Source organism: Chitinophaga sp. CCNWYY40 (assembly GCF_037483205.1).
Taxonomy (GTDB): Bacteria; Bacteroidota; Bacteroidia; order Chitinophagales; family Chitinophagaceae; genus Chitinophaga; species Chitinophaga ginsengisegetis.
The window spans coordinates 1,040,115-1,060,635 of sequence record NZ_JBBHLF010000001.1 but is presented as its reverse complement, the minus strand read 5'-3'; the positions used below and the strand labels follow the sequence as shown (position 1 = coordinate 1,060,635).

The window sequence follows — 20,521 nt, the reverse complement described above, 5'->3', positions numbered from 1 at the left end:
AATGATTAAACTGTCGAATGTTTCCAAATATTTTGGTCCGGAAAAAAAAGCGGTCGATGATATTTCCTTTGAAGTAAAAGAAGGGGAAACACTGGTGCTGCTGGGCACCAGCGGTTGCGGTAAAACCACTACCCTCCGCATGATCAACCGTTTGCTGGAAGCCGACAGTGGTCAGATTTTTATAAACGGCAAAGAAATACGGGAACTGTCTCCTGAAATACTCCGGCGCAACATCGGCTATGTATTACAAAACACCGGGTTGTTCCCTCACTACACCGTGAGCGATAACATCGGCCTCGTACCCTCCCTGCTGAAGTGGGATAAAAAACGTATCCACGACCGTACCACTACGCTCATGGATAAACTCCATTTACCCGCGGCCACCTACGCAGAAGTATATCCGCAACAACTCAGCGGCGGACAACAGCAGCGCGTTGGCCTGGCCCGCGCGCTGGCCGCAGATCCGCCGGTACTCCTCATGGATGAACCCTTCGGCGCGCTGGACCCGCTCACACGCATCAGCGTCAGGAAAGAGTTTAAATCGCTCGATGAAATCAGCCACCGGACCATCATCCTGGTAACACATGATGTGGAAGAAGCCTTTGAACTGGGCCACCGGATCTGTTTGATGAATGAAGGACGTATCCAGCAACTGGGCACGCCCGCAGAACTGATCTTCCATCCGGCCAACGATTTTGTAAGGTCGTTCCTCGATCCGCAACGACTACAGCTGGAACTGAAATCCCTGCAAATAAAAGATCTTTGGCAATGGCTGCCATCTGCCGCTACACCTGGAAACGGACAACTAGCTGCTTCCAGCACCTGCTGGGATGCCCTGGAAGCTATCACGCACCAGCCGGTAACTGTAACGCATGAACAGGAACAAAAAATAATTGACGGGAATGGACTGATGGAGGCAATAGCTGCCTTCAAAAATTAACACAACGGCATGGAAGCAACCGAAACCTTATTTGAATTTGTACAACAACAATCCGGTAAACTGCTGGAGCAAACCCTCACGCATACCGGGCTTACCTTTATATCCGTGCTGCTGGCCGTAGCCATAGGCGTACCCGCCGGTATTTTCATCACCCGTAAAAAAAGACTGGCAGCACCCGTACTCGGCTTCGCCGGTGTAATGCAAACCATTCCAAGCATCGCCCTGCTGGGATTTATGATCCCTCTACTGGGCATTGGCTCCAAACCCGCTATAGTGGCCTTGTTTCTTTATGCATTACTGCCTATTATCCGTAATACTTATACCGGTATCAGCGGGGTAGACCCTACTGTTACAGAAGCGGCTACCGGCATGGGTATGAGCCGCCGGCAGTTGCTGATGAAAGTACAGCTGCCACTGGCCATGCCCGTTATACTGGCCGGTATCCGCACAGCCACCGTAATCAACGTAGGCGTAGCCACCCTGGCCGCTTACATCGCCGCAGGCGGACTCGGGGAATTTATCTTCGGCGGCATTGCACTCAATAATACCAATATGATGCTGGCCGGAGCTATACCCGCAGCTTTGCTGGCATTGCTGTTCGACTGGCTCCTGTCGCTGATCCAGCACATCAATATCCGGAAAGCCCGTAAAACACTATACGCGCTGCCCTTTATCTTCCTGCTTCTCTCCTCCTTCTATCTTCTGCCCGATACTTACAGCGGTAAAATGCTGGCGGGGTTTACCCCCGAATTTATGGGTAGAAAAGACGGCAACCTCGGGCTGAAATCTGTATATGGCCTGCATATCCGCACCCTCGTAATCAGTGACATGATCATGTATAAAGCTGCTTATGAAAAAAAGTTGGACGTTATCAGCGGAAGCAGCACAGACGGCAGGGTAAAGGCATTTGACCTGGTAGTACTGGAAGATGATAAACATATTTTTCCTCCGTATTATGCGGCTCCCATCGTACGGGGAGAAACCCTGCAAAAATACCCCGAACTGGAACCGGCACTCAACCTGTTGGTTGGTACAATTAATGATAGTATCATGACGGAATTGAACTACCGGGTCGACTACCTGAAACAAAACCCGGAGAAAGTGGCAAAGGATTTTCTTGTTGCCAAACAACTCTGGAAACCAGCCGGCAACGGCGCTAAAGGCAGTATCCGCATCGGCTCAAAAATTTTCGGCGATGGCTATATCCTCGCTGCCATGTACAAGATGCTGATCGAAGGACATACCGGCCTTGCGGCCGTCACCAAAACAGGATTAGGCGGCACAAAAATCGTATTCGACGCGTTGGTAAATGACCAGATAGATATGTACCCGGAATATACCGGCACCGGTTTACTCGTATTACTCCAGGCGCCGCAACAGGTAACCGACAGCATTATCGGCGACAGCCGGAAAGTATACGATTATGTAAGTGCAGCATTTGAAAAACAATATCATATCAAATGGCTGCAACCCATCGGATTTAATAATACCTACGCACTAATGATGCGGAGAACTGCAGCAAAAGAACTGCATATCAGCAGCATTTCTGACTTTACAAAATATGTGAATCAACAGTAAGCACCTGTAATTATGTTACTGAAAGAACAATATGAAACAGTACGGCGGAGAAGCGAAAAAATTTGCGCGCCGCTAAAAACGGAAGACTATGTAGTGCAACCTATTGTGGATGTAAGTCCGCCTAAATGGCACCTGGGCCACACCACCTGGTTTTTTGAAACATTTATCCTGCTTCCTAACGCCAAAGACTACACGGTTTTTGATCCTCAATATAATTATGTTTTCAACAGCTACTATGAATCTGTTGGCGCACGGGTGATCCGCACCAACCGGGGTAACCTCAGTCGCCCGGCAGTGGAAGATATTATGCGCTACCGGAAATATGTGGATGAAGCCATGATCAGTTTTTTGAAAGAAGAACTGTCGCCGGAACTGCAGGAGCTGTTTATTCTCGGTCTGAACCATGAGGAGCAGCACCAGGAATTGCTGTACACGGATATTAAGTATATCCTCGGGCATAATCCCCTGTTCCCCGCCTACGATATTCATCATAAAGATATACCCGTAGTGAACAATCCCGGCGATAGCTGGTTAAATATACGTGCCGGCGTATACGATATTGGCTTTGCCGGAGATGGATTCTGTTTTGATAATGAACTGGGCAGGCATACCGTTTACCTGGCGGATTATAAGATCAGTACCACACTGGTCACCAACACGGAATACCTGGATTTTATCCAGGCCGGTGGCTACCAGGATTTCCGTTACTGGCACGCAGAAGGATGGGATTGGGTAAAAAACAACCAGGTAACCACCCCGATGTATTGGTACAACATCGATGGTAAATGGATGCACTATACCTGGCAGGGGCTTCAGCCAATCATGCCGGATGCACCTGTTACGCATATCAGCTACTACGAAGCAGCTGCATATGCCGCCTGGAAAGGACAGCGGCTACCAACGGAGTTTGAGTGGGAAGTGGCCGCGCCCCAATTGGCATGGGGCCAGCGGTGGGAATGGTGCGAAAGCGCTTATCTCCCCTATCCCGGCTTTGCAAAGGCACCCGGCGCTATCGGAGAATATAATGGAAAATTCATGATCAATCAGATGGTACTGCGTGGTGGCTCGGAAGTTACTTCTCCAAACCACAGCCGTATCACTTACCGTAACTTTTTCCATCCTTCACTGAGATGGCAATTTACCGGGATAAGATTGGCAGGATGATTGAGACACCGTTATGAAATGATCCGGATCTCAGAAAAACAGCCCCCTGTTTTCCTGAGATCCAAGTTCAGAACATCAAAAAATATTTATGACTGTAATTCCTAATGTACTTGTGCCATGCAAGCGCAAACCAGCCACCGATATATTTTATCACGACGTGGTGCAGGGCCTCACTGCACCCCAGAAATACCTGGACCCGAAATATTTCTACGATGCAGCCGGCGATGCACTCTTTCAGCAGATCATGCAATGCCATGAATACTACTTAACCGGGTGCGAAATGGAAATCCTCCGGCAGCAGTCCGCACAAATAGTACAGGCGTTACAGTTATACGCCGGCGATTTTGATGTGGTGGAGCTGGGCGCGGGCGATGCCACCAAGTCTGTTCACTTACTGCAAGAGCTGATCAATAACGGTATAGATTATACGTATTTCCCGATCGATATTTCCGCCAATGTGATCTCGCAGCTGGAAAAGAACCTGCCTGCGCAGATACCGGGCCTGCAGCTGCATGGCTTAAACGGGGAATATTTCCATATGCTGCAGCAGGCAAATAAGGTAACCACCAAAAAGAAGGTATTGCTTTTTATGGGCGCCAACATCGGTAACTTCAGCGTGAGCGCTGCCAGGAGCTTCTGCCAGCAGATGCGGCAGTACCTGCAGCCCGGCGACCTGCTGCTGACCGGCTTCGATCTTAAAAAACATCCACAGGTAATCCTGAATGCATATAACGACTCCGCCGGTATCACCCGCGCGTTTAACTTCAACCTTTTACACCGTATTAACAGGGAACTGTACGCAGATTTTGATACCTCAAAATTTGAGCACTTCCCTACCTACGATCCCGTTACCGGCGCCTGTAAAAGTTATCTCATCAGCCTGGAAAACCAGCAGGTGCATATCGGGGAGGATACCACCATTCACTTCGCGGAAAATGAATCCATTTATATGGAGATCTCGCAGAAGTACAGCCTGGAAGAAACAGACCAGCTGGCCGCCTACGCAGGCTTCAAACCAGTGGCCCGCTTCTTCGACCGCAGGCACTGGTTCACCGATTGCTTATGGAAATGTATTTAATGCCAGGCGTTCAGTATTCTTCTGAGCGCCACAATTTCACCGGTATGATAACTGGTGTGGTCCAGCAACAACACCGCTTCGCGGAATAGGTGCTGACCGCTGCCATGCGGAAAAGGCGCGAACAGATCATCGCTCTGTTCCAGCAGGTCAATGAAAGCATGCAGGTCCTTATCTACCTGCTCTACGCTGTGCTTCCAGGCGGCATCGTCCTTTGGAGCAGTTTCCTCCGGCCAGTACGCCTTCGGCCACTCTATTTCCTTATAGTCCGGGTTCCTTGAGAAGTCGAGGATATCGTACTGTGTAATCCTGATATGCTCTACCAGTTGCCAGATGCTGTAAGGCATACCGGCTGGTACCACGCCTCTCAAACCGGCGGGCAGTTTTTTCACAGAATCGTTGAAAGTAACGTGTGCATTGGGTTTGAGCAACATGTCCTTCAGCGATTTAACTAACGTAGCAGTATTCATAAAATAGTAATTTATCTAAACAAAATTCTTATTATTAAGGTTCGGAGATTAAAAAAGAAAGACATCCCATCAAAAAATACTCCAATAATCACTTCTCCATAATTTGTAAATCATTTGTTAATCACATTATCTTATTAATAATTTTTTAACCATTCCGACAACATTTGATATTGATTAACAAAATGAGGATGCTTCAATACTATCATTGTATTGAATTTAACCAAGATCCTCGCATGGCAAAATACTACGCATTATTGTTAACTGTAGTTCTGATAGGAAGTCATTTCACACTTTCAGCACAAAGAGAAATAAAAGGCCATGCGTATGATAAAGACACCAGGAAACCATTGGCAGGAGCAAATGTACTGCTCTTCACCGCAGAAAGATCAATTCTTAAAGCACAGGGCACCACAAATGAATCCGGAGACTTTACCCTCAAAAAAATCCCCACGGGCAACTATGTGATCACTATCAGTTTCATGGGATATGATGCCGCTACCTCACTCATCATGATATCAGAAAAATCAGCAAAGGTATTACAGGTAGACCTTCGCTATTCCGGCCTTCAGCGCAATCCCATCAAGTTAAACAGCGTGAACGTAAAAGTAAATAAGTCGGCGTTTACCATCCGGAAAGATACCGTTGAATTTTCTGCAGGCGATTTCCAGACAACAGAAAATGCTTCTGTAAGAAACCTCCTCAATAAACTCCCCGGCATCACCATCGATGCGGACGGGAACCTGTCTTTCCAGGGCACCGCTATAAAAACCATCCTGGTAAACGGAAGGCCCCTCTTCCAGGATGGTAACAGTTCTTCCGGTGATACAAAAAAAATAACACAGAATCTGCTGGCAGATATTGTTGATAAAATACAGGTCATCGACAGAAAAAGAATAGATGGCCTGGTGGAAGGAGGCAAAAATGAAAAAGTGATCAACATCACCGTTAAAAAGGAATATAAAAAAGGACTCAACGGCGCTGCAGGCGCGGGTTATGGAACAGACAAACGGTACAGTGCCGCCGCCAACGTCAATATGTTCCGTGATACCAAACAAGCCGTGGTGATGGGATACATCAATAACGTCAACTCCTCCCGCGGCCCCGCTTCCACCGATGAAAACCTGAGCAGGGCGGAAACTATGATGGGAGGCATCTCTAACAAAAACAACCTCAGTGCAAACCTCGGCACCGACATCTCAAAAAAAATAAAACTCAACGCCAACTTCCTGCACCAAAGCCAAAATATGGATAACAGCCAGCAGCAGCAGCGCGACAATGTACTGCCGGACAGTAACTTCCGCTATAACAGCAACAATACGTCGGCAAGCACCGCCAACATGAACATCCTCTTTACCAACCTGACCATCCAGCCGGATGAAAAAAACCTCATCTCAATAGATATGTCAGCCAACACACAGCGCAACACTTACCGCTCTTTCAGTAAGTATATTTCAATAGGTGGTAAAAATAACGACACTATTAACTTTGGCAATACCAATAACCTGGAAACAAGACGGAACAGCAATATCAACCTGACTACACAATATAACCACCAGTTCAGCCCTACCCTGGGCAGCGTAAGCGTTTCCTTCAACATTGAACAGAATAATACAAAAGATGAACAGCAGAATACTACGCTGAACACCTTCGTTCCCGTAAACCTGGCGGATACCATCAACCAGCAGGTGAATGCAAAAATAAATGTCAGTAAACTGATGGCCCGCATCAACTACCAATATCCGCTTTTTCCTTCCGTGTACCTGAACGTGTCTTATAAAATAACCAACAACCTCACCAGAAACAACCAGGACGCTTTTGATTTCGATAATGAAAAGAAGGGATATGATATTATTAACCAGGACCTGACCTACCGGTTTAAAAACAACATCAATGAGCAGTCCATCGGTACAGGACTCTTTCTTAATAAAACAAAAATACAGGGCCAGTTAAATCTTGCCTATAACATCACGGATTCAAAAAGCAATAACTTCACCGCGGGGAATGAGTTCCTGCAAAGGATTCATTACCTGTCGCCCAACTTATCGCTTTTCTATAAAATAGATAACTACAGAAGCCTGGACCTGAGAATAAACCGGGAAACGCGCATCCCTCCTCCCAACGTATACCTGCCGGTAGTGTCTACCCGGAATCCGCTGTATGTGCAACTCGGCAACCCGGATCTGAAACCATCTATTTATAACTCCGCCTCTATTGGTTATCGTTCGTTCAGTGTGAAGGGCGTTACCTTCAGTACCAACCTGGGCGCCGATTTGCCCAATAACGCCATGACACAATCCATCTACTCCGACTCCGCCGGACGGCAAATCAATCAACCCGTAAATGTGGAGGGAAACTTCAGCTTTAACCAGGATTTTTCAATAGGTAAAAGATTCAGCAAACCAGCCGTCACACTTAATTATTCATTGTCCTATTATTTCAGCCGGAATAATTCATTCATCAACCAGGTGAAAAGCCGCACCAGCGATCTGAGTATCACCCAAATGATGAACGGCTCCTGGATGTATAAAAAAGCGCTGGAACTGGAAGGCTTTGTGAGCATGCTGTATATCAGCAGCGTTTACTCTATCCAGAATAACAAACATGCTGATTACCTGATGTACAATGTATCGCTTTCAGCCAACGTTTTTCTTCCTGCCAATATCAGCATCGGCAGCGCAGCCCTGTATTTCAACAATACCAGTCAGCATCAGCAGTTTGTAGTGCTCAACAGCTGGGTTGCCAAAGCCTTTGGGAAAAACAAAAGCTTCCAGGCAAAACTTTATGCCTACGATCTCACGAAACAAAATCAATCGCTGCTCACGATGCAGTCCCCTACTTATATAGAACAGCAACGGAATACTATTCTTACTCAATATTTCATGCTGAGCCTTTCGTACTTCTTTGGCAAAAAACCAGCGGCCAAGCCTGCGATGTAGGCATGGCCTTCGGCGATGAAATTATCCTGGAGCAGGATTAGGCTGATTATATTGATTACACCGATTTGATTATGTTCTGATTTTACTTTCAGAATTTTCTATAAAAAGATTAGGGAAGATAAAAACGAAAATATCCGTTTTTATCTTCCCTAATCTTTAAAAATCAAAACTGATCAAATCGGTGTAATCAATATAATCAGTCTAATCCTGCTCCAGGACAATTGACAATCGCAGAAGGCGATTATTAATTAGCTGGTTTCTCGAGTAATTTGAAGAACTGATCCAGCTGTGGCAATATCACGATCCTTGTTCTGCGGTTAGCTGCTTTACCTTCTGCGGTATCGTTGGAAGCAATAGGCAGGTATTCGCTTCTACCGGCGGCAGTCATACGTGCCGGCGGAATAGCGTACTGGTTCTGGAGGATACGCACCACGGAAGTAGCTCTCTTCACACTCAGATCCCAGTTATCCAGCAATACATTCGGACGGTAAGGCACGTTATCTGTATGGCCTTCCACCATGAACTCAATATCCGGCTGGGCAATCAGCACTTTAGCCACTTTACCCAGTACTTCTTTGGCTCTTTCGTTGATTTCGTAGCTACCGCTTTTAAACAGCAGTTTATCGGAGATATCTATATATACTACACCCTTATCCACTTTAATATTGATGTCTTTATCATCCATATTTCCAATGGCGCCCTTCAGGTTCATTACCAGCTGCATGTTCAGCGAGTCTTTCCGGGCAATAGCCGACTGAAGGTCTTTAATGTAAGCGTCTTTGGCGCCGATGTTATCCAGGGATTTCTTGATACTTTCTGCCTGGGCGCCGGAAATTACGGACAGCTCCTTCAGGTGATCCAGCATCTGGGTGTTGTTGGTTTTCAGTTGCTCCTGTTGCTCCGTTAAGTTCGTTACTTTTTCTTTGTACGATGCAGCGGCACGGGCAGCATCTTCTTCGCAGGTTCTCAGCTTACCGTAGGTAGCGCGGTAAAGACTATCAAGTTGCGCATTCCTGGCCTGTGATTCTCTTAATTTACGAGGGGCAGAACAGGATGCAAAAATGGTTACTAAAGCTACCGGCAAGGCTAGTTGTGCTATTTTCATAAAATTATACTTTTTAATAATCTAAAAAATAAGTATATATAAATAGTGGGGTATACAATGGAAAGCAACCCCTCTATAGCAAATAGCAGGCCGAAGCCCCCTTCAGTCCGTTAGAAGATGGTTAGAATACGGCTGGTATTAGATGTTGACACGCTTAAATAAAATAAAACCATCAGCCTAAAGATGCTTTATTCATAAAAAAAAGTTAATATTTTCCAATATCTAAGTAACTTGTCCGGCAGAGTATACGCTGTATCTATTTTCTATTAATTGCTGAAATGTATGAGAAAGGTGGTTTCTTCGGGTCAACCAACAATAAAGGAAATTGCAAAAAGGCTGAACATCTCTGTATCCACAGTATCAAGAGCGTTACATGATCATCACAGTATCGGTTTAAGAACCAAAACCAGGGTAAAAGAACTGGCTGCTGAACTGAATTATGAACGCAACCAGACCGCTATCTATTTCCAGCAGGGTAAAACATTCACCATCGGTATCCTTTTGCCCGAGCTGTCGGAAGCATTCTTTGCCAGCGCTATCAGTGGTATTGAAGACACGGCCTACAGCAATAACTATACGGTATTACTGGGGCAGTCGCACGACGATGAAGCCCGCGAAAAACAGATCATCCAGAGCATGAAACAGCACCGGGTGGATGGCTGCATCGTATCTATCGGAAAAAACACCAGCAACTACGAACACTTTGAAATGCTGCAACAGGCACGCATCCCGGTGGTTTTCTTTGATCGCATTCCCAACCTTCCGAATATGCACGCCGTATCCTGCAACCTGGAATCAGGCACCGTGCAGGCAGTAGATTTCCTCCTGAAACAAGGCCACCGTGTAATCGGTATGATCAATGGCCCCGAAACAATGGTGGCCAGTAAAGAACGCGCTACCGGCTATATCAGGGCGTTACAAAAACACCGCCTGAAATATGATCCCAAAATGATCGTCAACGCGGATCTCACCGCAGCAGGCACGGAAGAAGCCATGCAGTACCTCCTCTCGCTCAAAAGAAAAGTAACCGCCGTAGTTACTTTCAACGACTATGTAGCGATGGATGCCGTACAATATGCCCTGAAACAAAAATTGGAAATAAATAAGGATATAACTTTTGTATCTTACGCCAATACACCGGTAAGCGGGTATACAGCCTTTCCTCCTGCTGCATCTGTGGAGCAGTTCCCTTATGAACAGGGCCAGGCGGCTACTAATATGTTATTATCACTCCTGAACGGGGAACATGCCTTGAATGATTTTCAACGCACTGTCATGGAGTCGCAACTGGTGATACATCACCGCTGAGGCATTATCTTATCGATAACCTTGCCACAGTAGTTGACCGTGGCAGGTTATTCGACTTCATTGTTCGCTGTCTATAATTGCTGCTTTTCCAGCTTAGTTCACTTTCTGATTAATTGCTACAACGATTCTACATGATTTTTTTGGCATTCCATGTACGCAAACGCTTGCGTTATCCGCGCAAGCGTTTGCGTAAAGCCTGTTTTCCGTTGTTTTAGCTATTGTTGTACCACCCACCGGTTCACTGTGTTTAACGGTCCTTCCAGCACAATCTTGTAAAATGAAGATGGCAGCGACTTTACACTGATGCTGGCGCTCTCTTTTGATACAGGTACTTCTCCGAGTAACTTATAATCGTCGTGACCACCGGTTTTATAGTGATTAGTAGTAGTCACCCATATTTTTACGGTTCCCTTTTTATCATAAGCCTTCCAACCCAGTTTCAATTGATCCTGCACTAAGCTCGCAGTAGGCTGTGCCAGTGAAATAGCGCCTGTCAGCGGTACGCCATCCAGTTCACGCGCATTCTCAACAGGGATAGAGATATTCATAAACCGTGCAATAGACGGCAGGATATCTACAATACCCGGCTGCGCCGTTTTAAAGTAAGGATTCAAACCTTTTGCATTGGTAACAATCCAGGTAGTCCGCTCCCGGTCCGATTGCCCGCCGTGGCCATGCCCGCCATGTGCATCACGACCATGATCCGTGGTGATATAGATCTGCCAGTCTTCATTAAATTTCGCCCGCCTGTATTCCATCGCATCCCAGATTTTACCTACCATATCGTCTGTCATCCGCACGGCCGTATCCATCCGCTCACCGGTGCCATAACGATGTCCCATGTCGTCGCTGTACTCCAGGTATACCCAGGTCATATCAGGGGCATCGCTTCTTACAAAATCTGCAGCTTTATCCACTACTGTTTCATCAATCAGGTGGATATACCAGCTGTCTTTATCATGCGGAAACCGCACGGTATCAAGTTCCAGCCCATCCACTGCATGATCAATATGCAGGTTGCCCGTTTGCGCTAATCCATCTCCCACCAGTTTGGTGCGGTTATCCAGCCAGGTGGAAAAAATAGCGGTCTTCTTTTCAGGATAAGCCGATTTAAAAAACCGGAAGATGCTGGGATAGGCATAGTTCTGCGCGGCAATATCATTATCCCATACGTTGTGTTTATTCACCCACGTGCTGGTGAGCAAACTGTTGTAACCCACTGCTGAAATAGTAGGCGTTTGTGAGTACCCGTTCTTCTCCCCTCCTACGTAGGCACGGCGATACCCGCCTTCCTTCGCTATGCGCTTCAGGTGAGGAGTGGGTTGCGACTCAATCACATCTGCAGGAATACCATCCGCAATAATAAATAACACTTTGTGTTTCTTCTGCTGCGCCGATAACGAGGTAACTGTTAAGAGGCTCATAGCGAGGAATAAATACTTCATCGTTAACTGTTTAAGATTAGCTGATCGCAAGTAGCATAAAATAATAAAGCGAAGATAACAGCGAATATTAATTTTTCGCTATGATCTTCGCTTTAAAAAGAAATCTAAAAAAACTACTTCAGATTGGCATCAAAATAATCCGTGATCTTCTGCATCAGGTGAACCCTGTCTTTTCCCAATACATTATGTAAATGTCCCGGATATACGAAATAATCTACCTGTACTTCGTTGTCTACACAGGCTTTCAGGAAATCCAGCGAATGCTGCCAAACCACTACATCATCATTGGTGCCGTGGATCAGCATCAGCTTCCCCTTCAGATTTTTTGTTTTGGTAAGCAGGTTGGAGTTGGCGTAGCCTTCCGGGTTTTCCTGCGGCGTATCCATATAGCGTTCGGTATACATAATTTCATACATGCTCCAGTCGATCACCGGCCCACCGGCTACTCCCACCTGGAACACATCCGGATGACGCAGCATCAGCGATGTCGTCATGAAACCGCCAAAGCTCCAGCCATGTACGCCCATCTTTTGCTGATTAATATACGGCAGCGACTTCAGGTAAGCCACGCCCTGTAGCTGATCATTCATTTCCACCGTACCCAGCTGCCGGAAAGTGGCCTGCTCAAAAGCCTTTCCACGGTTATCGCTGCCACGGCCATCCATTGTAAAAATCACGTAGCCATGCTGCGCCATGTATTCATACCAGAGGTTACCGCTGTAGGGGTAAGTATTACGGATCAACTGCACATTAGGCCCGTTATACAGGTATACAATTACCGGGTAGGTTTTGGTAGAATCAAAGTTCACCGGCAGGATCAGTTTACCATATAAAGGCGTACCGTCATCAGCTTTCAGGGTTACCTGCCTGATTTGCGGACGCTGAAAATCTTTCAGCGGATCGGCAGCAGTAATAATATTTTGTTCAAATTTACCAGTGGTGGCAGTTACCGTCGCTACATAAGGTGTGGTACCGGAACTGTAAGCATCCAGCACGTAGCTGCCATCGGTGCTGGCCAGTGCATCATGCCAGCCGGCTGCTTTATCCAATGGGGAAAGCGCAGCTGCTTTCTGTTTATAATTAATCTTATACAGGTGTTTTTCCATCGGGCTTTCTTTAGAAGCCGTTAAGATGATTTCATTTTTTTTCGGATTAAAACCCGTTAGTTCATTTACTACCCAATTGCCTGCGGTAATCTCCCGCAGTTGTTGTCCGTTGGTATTATAGAGATACAAATGGTTATAGCCACTTTTTTCGCTCCACCAGATAAACTGATCGGTTGTGCCGGGAACAAAAGTTAACGGATGGGTAGGATGCACATATTTGGCATCTGTTTCTTCAAATAATGTTTTTACCAGCTCACCGGTGGCTGCACTATATTGGTTCAGCCACAAGTGATTTTGTTCACGGTTCAGCAGCGCAACGTAAACGGATTGCTGATCGGGCGCCCAGGTAACACAGGTCAGATAATGATCTGCCGGTCCGCCGGTTTTCAGGAAAATAGTTTTTTGGGTAGACGGCTGATAAATACCGAGTGTTACCTCATGTGATGTACCACCTGCCATCGGGTATTTGATGTTGGTATTATGCGCGGGCGTTACCGACCAGTCGATGACCGGGTAATCATTTACCATACGCTGATCCATGCGGTAAAATGCCAGCTGATCGCCTTTGGGAGAGAAGAAAATACCTTTATCGATGCCAAATTCCTCGCGGTGAACGCTTTTTCCATTCACAATATTGATATCGGCGTCGTTGGTAACTGCCTGTACATTGCCTTCAGCAGTGCGGATAAAGAGGTTATTCTTTTCGGTCCAGGCAATCTGGCCGCTTTGGTTATTCACCGTTACATTCTCTGCTTCTTTGGGCAATTCGCACCAATGGCTGAATTGCATGATGCCATTTTGCAGTTGTCCTTTATACAGCGTGTTACCAATGGGAAACCACGCGCTGGTGGCGGATAGCCAATGCAGTGGAGGTACGCCGCGTAAGGGTTTGGAAGAAAATAACTGTTCATTGAGCCGGGACAGCGTAAGCAGGGTGTCTGTTTTACCAGTGGGTAGTGCCACCTTTATCCAGGCGTAATTATCTTTTTCGGATAGTACCCGGGTGTAGGCGTTTTCGCCGGGCACCCATTCAAACTGTTTTAACCGTTCGGGGGCCAGTTGCTGCCGGAGCCCGTTGGTGGCTTCCGTCATGGTGTACTGACGCTGCTGGCCATAGGTATATTGCAGCCCACCCGTCATCCATCCTGTCAAAAGCAATAGGAAAGCTTTCTTCATCCTTCTTTTTGGGGAGCTAAATTAAGGTTTTACCCGTTACGCGCTCACAAGATGTTTTTTCACCCATTCCCTTTCTTCGGGCAACAGGTAGTCGGCTCTTTTTTCTGTAATCCAGGAAAATGTTTTTTTCACATCCGACTTCGCGGTGCGGAAGCGGAACAGGAATTCCATGCCCAGCATCAGGTCTGTAAAGCCATTCTTCACGGTTTCTATCGTCATCCGGGCGCTGCTGCGTCTTTTTGATAACAGTTCGGTAATCCGCGCGGTTACTGCCTGGATCGCGTTTTCGTCGGCGTATTTATAAATGGCTTCCATCGCTTCAAACTTGAGTTGTCCGCGCATGAGGCAGCGTGTATAAAACATGGCTTCCTTCTCTTTCTCAATATCAGCAATGGCAGCGAAGGCCAGGCTTTTCACATCCTGGCGGTGATATTCCAGGAGCCTGCGCAAAGCGGGTACACTTTTCTGGGTACCTACTTTATGAAGCAACAGGGTAATATAATAGATGTCGTATTCATTCACGGTGCGCTTCAGCAGGTTCAGGGCCCAGTCTTCCACCGAAGGATGGCGGGTACCTCTGAGCGCCAGCAGTGCGGAGCGGCGGATATTATTATTGAGTGAAAGCGTATTATTTAATAACGGTTCCAGGTTAATATAGCCTGGTATGGCCAATCCACGTTCCAGGTCCTGCTGCATGGCTGTGATCATATCAGCATCCTGTTCAATTCTGAGCCGGTCCAGCAGGAAACGGATCACTTCCGGATCATTGGTGTTCCTGGAAAGCTGGGTGATAATAAAGCAGGCGGCGCGGCGCTTATCTTTGTCGGGCTCCTGCTCAATGTATTGATAAAGTAGGGGTATATAAGCGTGATTAGCGAGTTGTTCTGCTTCGCGGAGGGCTTGCCAGCTGGTCGTCTGGCCATTATGCAATTGTTCTGAGCGGTCGCATATCCGTGCTACGAGGTTAGAAAGGTAGTCAATCATCAGTAGTTATTTTGATCTGCTACCCCTGCATTTTCAATTATCATACCAACCTGAACAGCCATCCGAAAAGTAGGGCGCCTCTCCCTTCAACAATTAACAGTTTTATGTTACATTTGCCCCTGTATTTTCGGACCGGTTATAGAACGTAAAGCATGCACATACTACTCAAGAACGTAAAGATCATAGCGCCTTCCTCACCCTTGCACGGGCAGCAAAAAGACATTTCTATTCAGAACGGCATCATTCAGCAGGTGGGCAACAACCTCGAAGATGCACGGGCAACGGTTATTTCAGGTGATAACCTGCATGTTTCCGCCGGCTGGATGGATGTTTTCGCCCATTTCTGCGACCCCGGACAGGAACACAAAGAAGATCTGCAAAGCGGCATCAAGGCTGCTGCTACCGGTGGCTATACCACCGTGATGGTAGTACCTAACACCCAGCCTGCCCTGCATACCAAACCGCAAATCGAATACGTACTGAGCAGATCCCGTCATTCGGCGGCCACAGTATTGCCAATTGGCGCTGCTACTAAAAACCTGGAAGGTACCGGCCTCGCCGAAATGTATGAAATGCAGCAGGCAGGCGCCGTGGCCTTCTCCGATGGACTTAAACCTTTGCAGTCGCCCGGCCTCATGCTCAAAGCGCTGCAATACATCAAAGCATTCGACGGCACCCTCATACAACTGCCGGATGACCAGAGCATTTCCGCGCATGGACTCATGCACGAAGGCATCTACTCCACCCAGCTCGGAATGCCCGGCAAACCAGCGCTGGCAGAAGAACTCATCATTCAGCGCGACCTTGAACTGGCGAAATATACGGACTCACGCATCCACTTTACCGGTGTGAGCACCCGCAAATCGGTGGAAATGATCGCCGCCGCCAAAGCAGCAGGGATCAAAGTAACCTGCTCGGTAACGCCTTACCACCTGTCTTTAACCGATGCCCAGCTCATCAACTACGATACCCACCTGAAGGTAAATCCGCCGCTGCGCAGTGCAGATGATGTGAAAGCCCTGCAGGAAGCCGTTTTACACGGTACTATAGATTGCATCGCTACCCATCACACACCGCAGGACTGGGACGCTAAACAGGTGGAGTTTGAATACGCCAAAAACGGTATGATCGGCCTGGAAAGCGCTTTCGGCGTAATAAGGCAATACCTGCCCCAGCTGCCGCTGGAACAGCTGATCAACATGCTTACCATTCACCCCCGGAAAATATTCGGCTTGCCACAACCTGCCCTGCAGGAAGGCGCCGCCGCCAATCTTACTATCTTTGACCCGGAAGCCAGCTGGCAGTTTACCAAAGCCCACATCGCTTCCCGGTCCAAAAATTCAGCGTATATTGGCGAACAACTGAAGGGGAAAGTACATGCCACAGTGAATGGACCCGTATTTCATTTAAATAATTAACCTATATGCAGAAAAGTTCTAACCCAGGCCTGTTATGGGGCGTAGTGGGAGGCGTATCCCTGATATTCCTGAACGTAATTACCTACATCGCCGGCCCATCTGTACTGTTTGCATGGTGGAACAGCGTGTTGCAACTGGCAGTGTTTATCGTCATTGCAATATTCGCCGGCCTGGAAGCAAGAAAACAACAGGGAGGTTATATCGGTTTTAAAGAAGTACTGAAACCCGTGTTCACGGCGTTTATCATCGGAACCGCCTTTATCACCGTTTACCAGTATATCCTCTATAAATATATTGATCCATCACTGGTAGGCGCACTGAAAGATAACCTGCTGGAGTCTACAGAAAAGTGGATGCACAAATTCAAAGCCCCGCAGGAGGAAATTGATAAACAACTGGATGAATTAAGCAAAACCGACTTCAACGTTGGTATTAAAAAATCATTCATGGACTTTCTGAAGGGAATTATATTCTATTTTGCAGTATCAGCAATCATTGCGCTGATCATACGCAGGAAACCGGCCGAAAGACCATTATAATACTATTCTGTTAAGATGAACATATCCGTAATCGTTCCTTTAAAAAACGAAGAAGAATCCCTGCCGGAACTTGCCGCATGGATTGAAAGAGTGATGGACGCACACCATTTCACCTACGAGGTATGGATGGTAGACGATGGCAGTACCGACGACTCATGGGCCGTTATACAACAACTGGCTGCGCAGAATCCCCTTATAAAAGGGATCAAGTTCCAGCGCAACTATGGCAAGTCGGCCGCCCTCAACGAAGGCTTCAATGCAGCACAGGGAGATGTGGTGATCACAATGGATGCCGACCTCCAGGATAGCCCGGATGAAATACCTGAACTCTACCGCATGATCGCGGAAGAAGGATTCGACCTCGTGAGCGGCTGGAAAAAGAAACGTTACGATAATGCCTTCACCAAAAATCTTCCTTCAAAATTATACAACTACACCACTACCCGCATGAGCGGCGTAAAACTGCACGACATGAACTGCGGTCTGAAAGCCTATCGTAAAAAAGTGGTGAAGTCCATAGAAGTATACGGGGAAATGCACCGCTATATCCCTGTTATCGCCAAATGGAACGGCTTCCGTAAAATCGGGGAAAAAGTAGTGGAACACCGCGCCCGCAAATATGGGGTCACCAAATTCGGATTGGAACGTTTTATCAACGGCTTCCTGGATCTGGCCACCATCATGTTTATCGGCAAATTCGGCAAACGCCCCATGCACCTCTTCGGCGCACTGGGCTCCCTCTCCTTCTTCGTGGGATTTGTAGTAGCCGCTTACCTCGCACTGGCAAAAATATTCTTTGATAAAGTAAATATGACCGACAGGCCCCTGTTCTATTTCGGGCTGCTTTGTATGATCATCGGTTCCCAGTTATTCCTCACCGGTTTTATCGGCGAACTGGTAACACGCAATGCCACCGAACGTAATTCTTACCTGGTGGAAGAGCGGATGGATCATACCAGTAATGTTACGGATGAAGAGTTGCAGTTATCACACCAACATAACCGCAGACGCTGATCCGCTCATTCACTATCGTTATCTGAATCTATGGCTAACAAAAAGAAAATACTTATTTTAGGTACAGCCTACCCTTTCCGGGGTGGGCTGGCTGCTTATAACGAGCGACTCGCAGAAGAACTCCAGCAAACAGATGAGGTGGAAATATGGACCTTTACCATACAATACCCCAAATTCTTTTTCCCCGGAAAAAGCCAGTTCTCTACCGACCCCGCTCCGGCACATCTCCGCATCAAAAGACTGATCAACTCCGTAAATCCGCTGAACTGGTTAATAACCGGCCGCAAAATCCGGAAAATGAACCCGGATATCATCATCACCAAATACTGGCTGCCCATCATGGGCCCGGCTTTAGGTTCCCTGCTCCGGTTAGGTAAAAGAAAACATACCAAAGTAATTGCGGTACTGGATAACGTAGTGCCGCATGAAAAAAGACCCGGGGATGTTGCTTTTACAAAGTATTTCCTCAAACCGGTAGATGCCTTCGTTGCCATGAGCCAGTCGGTACTCAACGACCTGCGCGTGTTTGAACCAGTGAAAAAAGCCTCGCTCATTCCGCATCCTATCTACGATAACTACGGCGCCCTGATATCCAAAGAAGAAGCCCGCGCCCAGCTGAAACTGAACCCGGGCAAAAAATATATTCTTTTCTTTGGCTTTATCCGCCAGTATAAAGGTCTTGATCTCCTGCTGCAGGCAATGGCGGATGAAAGACTGAAAAAGCTGGATGTACACGCCATCGTAGCCGGTGAATATTATGAAGATGCAGCCCCCTACCTGGAACTGCTGAATAAATTGCAACTGGGCGACCGTGTGCTGATGCACACCGATTTCATTCCCAACGAAGCCGTTAAAAATTATTTCTGTGCCGCCGACCTGGTGGTACAACCCTATAAAAGCGCTACCCAGAGCGGCATTTCACAGATCGCCTATCACTTTGAAAAACCGATGGTGGTAACCAATGTAGGCGGCCTCGTGGAAATGGTGCCGGACGGCGTGGTAGGATTCCAGGCAGAACCGGAACCAGCATCTATTGCAGCCGCCATTGAAAAATATTTCGTGGAAAACCGCGAAGCGGATATGGTGGAAGCCCTCCGGAAAGAGAAACTGCAGTATTCGTGGGCCAGGCTGGCAAAAGAAATTCATACACTGGCAGCGGATCGCTGACGGTAGTGAATACAGCGGCATCATAATTGTTGACTACATCGCCAACAAACTAAACCTGACAACTAGCATGATTTACAGAAGCAAAGCTCCTTTACGTATAGGTCTTGCCGGTGGTGGCACAGATGTAAGCCCGTATTCTGACTTATACGGTGGCGCCATTCTCAACGCCACCATTTCTTTATATGCACGCGCATCTATTGAACCACTTCAGAACGGACAAGTGATTTTTGACTGCGCAGACAGAAGGGAAACCGCTACTTATGATGCCGTATACCCTTTACCGTTAGATGGCAAACTGGATATCCTCAAAGGCGTAATTAACCGCGTACAAAAAGATTATGGTTCCCTGCCAGCTACCGGTTTTAAACTCACCACCTTTGTAGATGCACCTGCCGGCTCCGGCCTCGGCACCTCTTCTACCCTCGTGGTAGCCGTACTGGGCGCATTTGCCGAATGGCTGAAATTACCGCTGGGAGAATATGACATGGCGCATCTCGCCTATTCTATTGAACGCGAAGACCTGAACCAGGCCGGCGGTAAACAGGACCAATACGCAGCCACCTTTGGCGGTGTAAACTTCATGGAGTTTTATAAAGATGATAAAGTAATTGTAAATCCCCTGCGGATCAAGGAAATTAATCTCCATGAACTGGAAAATAACCTGGTATTGTTCTACACATCTACCAGCCGGTTATCTTCCTCCATCATCTCCGAACAACAAAAAAATGTAACCGATAAAAAGGATACTTCCATAGAAGCCATGCACCAGCTGAAAGAACAGGCGGTGATGATGAAGGAAGCACTACTTCGGGGTACCATCGATAAAATCGGTGAAATCCTGAACTACGGTTTTGAAAATAAAAAGAAGATGGCCCACGGCATCACCAATCCCCAGCTCGATGAAATTTACGACGCTGCCCGCAAAGCCGGCGCCAGCGGTGGTAAAATTTCAGGCGCCGGCGGTGGTGGATTCATGATCTTTTATTGTCCGAAAAATACCCGCTTTGCCGTAGTAGACGCACTAAGCGGTTTTGGCGGAGATGTAAAACGCTATACCTTTACCAATCACGGTATTCAAACGTGGAGCATTTAAGGG

At 47.2% G+C, this 20,521-nt stretch carries 16 protein-coding genes; 11 read left to right on the top strand and 5 right to left on the bottom strand.

The features are described from left to right. Position 1: 1 nt before the first annotated feature. The 4 genes from V7S65_RS04325 (at position 2) to egtD (ending at position 4,760) form a co-directional block, all read left to right on the top strand. A complete protein-coding gene (locus V7S65_RS04325) occupies positions 2–940 on the top strand; it encodes an ABC transporter ATP-binding protein (RefSeq protein ID WP_336386103.1) in 939 nt (312 codons plus the stop codon). Between the two features lie 9 nt (positions 941–949). Further along, positions 950–2,518 (top strand): ABC transporter permease/substrate-binding protein, encoded by a 1,569-nt coding sequence (locus V7S65_RS04320; RefSeq protein WP_336386104.1) that lies wholly within the window; start codon positions 950–952, stop codon positions 2,516–2,518. 12 nt (positions 2,519–2,530) lie between these two features. Further along, positions 2,531–3,682 carry an ergothioneine biosynthesis protein EgtB gene (gene egtB / locus V7S65_RS04315; RefSeq protein ID WP_336386105.1) on the top strand — a complete coding sequence of 384 codons (1,152 nt, stop codon included), beginning with the start codon at positions 2,531–2,533 and terminating at the stop codon, positions 3,680–3,682. A gap of 88 nt (positions 3,683–3,770) precedes the next feature. Continuing rightward, complete coding sequence (gene egtD / locus V7S65_RS04310) at positions 3,771–4,760, top strand: L-histidine N(alpha)-methyltransferase (protein WP_336386106.1); 990 nt, start codon at positions 3,771–3,773, stop codon at positions 4,758–4,760. On the opposite strand, the gene V7S65_RS04305 is transcribed toward egtD, so the two are convergent. After that, positions 4,757–5,227, bottom strand: coding sequence for a DinB family protein (locus tag V7S65_RS04305; RefSeq protein ID WP_079468050.1), 471 nt, complete (start codon positions 5,225–5,227; stop codon positions 4,757–4,759). The two genes, egtD and V7S65_RS04305, sit on opposite strands and share 4 nt — an antisense overlap. 233 nt (positions 5,228–5,460) lie before the next feature. Here V7S65_RS04305 and V7S65_RS04300 point away from each other — a divergent pair, with 233 nt between their 5' ends. Continuing rightward, complete coding sequence (locus tag V7S65_RS04300; protein WP_336386107.1) at positions 5,461–8,163, top strand: outer membrane beta-barrel protein; 2,703 nt, start codon at positions 5,461–5,463, stop codon at positions 8,161–8,163. Between the two features lie 244 nt (positions 8,164–8,407). On the opposite strand, the gene V7S65_RS04295 is transcribed toward V7S65_RS04300, so the two are convergent. Beyond that, on the bottom strand, positions 8,408–9,268 hold the full coding sequence (locus V7S65_RS04295) for an OmpA/MotB family protein (RefSeq protein WP_079468052.1): 861 nt from the start codon (positions 9,266–9,268) through the stop codon (positions 8,408–8,410). A 282-nt stretch (positions 9,269–9,550) separates the two neighbouring features. Between V7S65_RS04295 and V7S65_RS04290 the strand changes: the two genes are divergently transcribed. After that, positions 9,551–10,576: a LacI family DNA-binding transcriptional regulator gene (locus tag V7S65_RS04290; protein ID WP_079468053.1), complete on the top strand. Its 1,026-nt coding sequence runs from the start codon at positions 9,551–9,553 to the stop codon at positions 10,574–10,576. A gap of 215 nt (positions 10,577–10,791) precedes the next feature. Here the strand turns inward: V7S65_RS04290 and V7S65_RS04285 are convergent, their stop codons facing one another. From V7S65_RS04285 to V7S65_RS04275, 3 genes are all read right to left on the bottom strand, one after another. After that, positions 10,792–12,021, bottom strand: coding sequence for an alkaline phosphatase family protein (locus V7S65_RS04285; RefSeq protein WP_336386108.1), 1,230 nt, complete (start codon positions 12,019–12,021; stop codon positions 10,792–10,794). Between the two features lie 113 nt (positions 12,022–12,134). Continuing rightward, positions 12,135–14,303: a S9 family peptidase gene (locus V7S65_RS04280; RefSeq protein WP_336386109.1), complete on the bottom strand. Its 2,169-nt coding sequence runs from the start codon at positions 14,301–14,303 to the stop codon at positions 12,135–12,137. Positions 14,304–14,339: 36 nt separating this feature from the next. Beyond that, positions 14,340–15,287 carry a hypothetical protein gene (locus tag V7S65_RS04275; protein WP_079468056.1) on the bottom strand — a complete coding sequence of 316 codons (948 nt, stop codon included), beginning with the start codon at positions 15,285–15,287 and terminating at the stop codon, positions 14,340–14,342. A 152-nt stretch (positions 15,288–15,439) separates the two neighbouring features. On the opposite strand from V7S65_RS04275, the gene V7S65_RS04270 reads away from it, so the two are divergent. From V7S65_RS04270 to V7S65_RS04250, 5 genes are all read left to right on the top strand, one after another. After that, positions 15,440–16,705, top strand: a complete 1,266-nt coding sequence (locus V7S65_RS04270; RefSeq protein ID WP_111578750.1) for a dihydroorotase — start codon at positions 15,440–15,442, stop codon at positions 16,703–16,705. Between the two features lie 5 nt (positions 16,706–16,710). Continuing rightward, the gene (locus tag V7S65_RS04265; protein ID WP_079468058.1) at positions 16,711–17,244 is read left to right on the top strand and encodes a DUF4199 domain-containing protein; all 534 of its coding nucleotides are present in this window, start codon (positions 16,711–16,713) and stop codon (positions 17,242–17,244) included. A 15-nt stretch (positions 17,245–17,259) separates the two neighbouring features. Then, the gene (locus tag V7S65_RS04260; protein ID WP_336386110.1) at positions 17,260–18,258 is read left to right on the top strand and encodes a glycosyltransferase family 2 protein; all 999 of its coding nucleotides are present in this window, start codon (positions 17,260–17,262) and stop codon (positions 18,256–18,258) included. A gap of 30 nt (positions 18,259–18,288) precedes the next feature. After that, entirely contained in the window at positions 18,289–19,425 is a 1,137-nt protein-coding gene (locus V7S65_RS04255; RefSeq protein WP_079468060.1) for a glycosyltransferase, read from the top strand. A gap of 67 nt (positions 19,426–19,492) precedes the next feature. Continuing rightward, entirely contained in the window at positions 19,493–20,518 is a 1,026-nt protein-coding gene (locus tag V7S65_RS04250; protein ID WP_079468061.1) for a GHMP family kinase ATP-binding protein, read from the top strand. Positions 20,519–20,521: the final 3 nt, after the last annotated feature.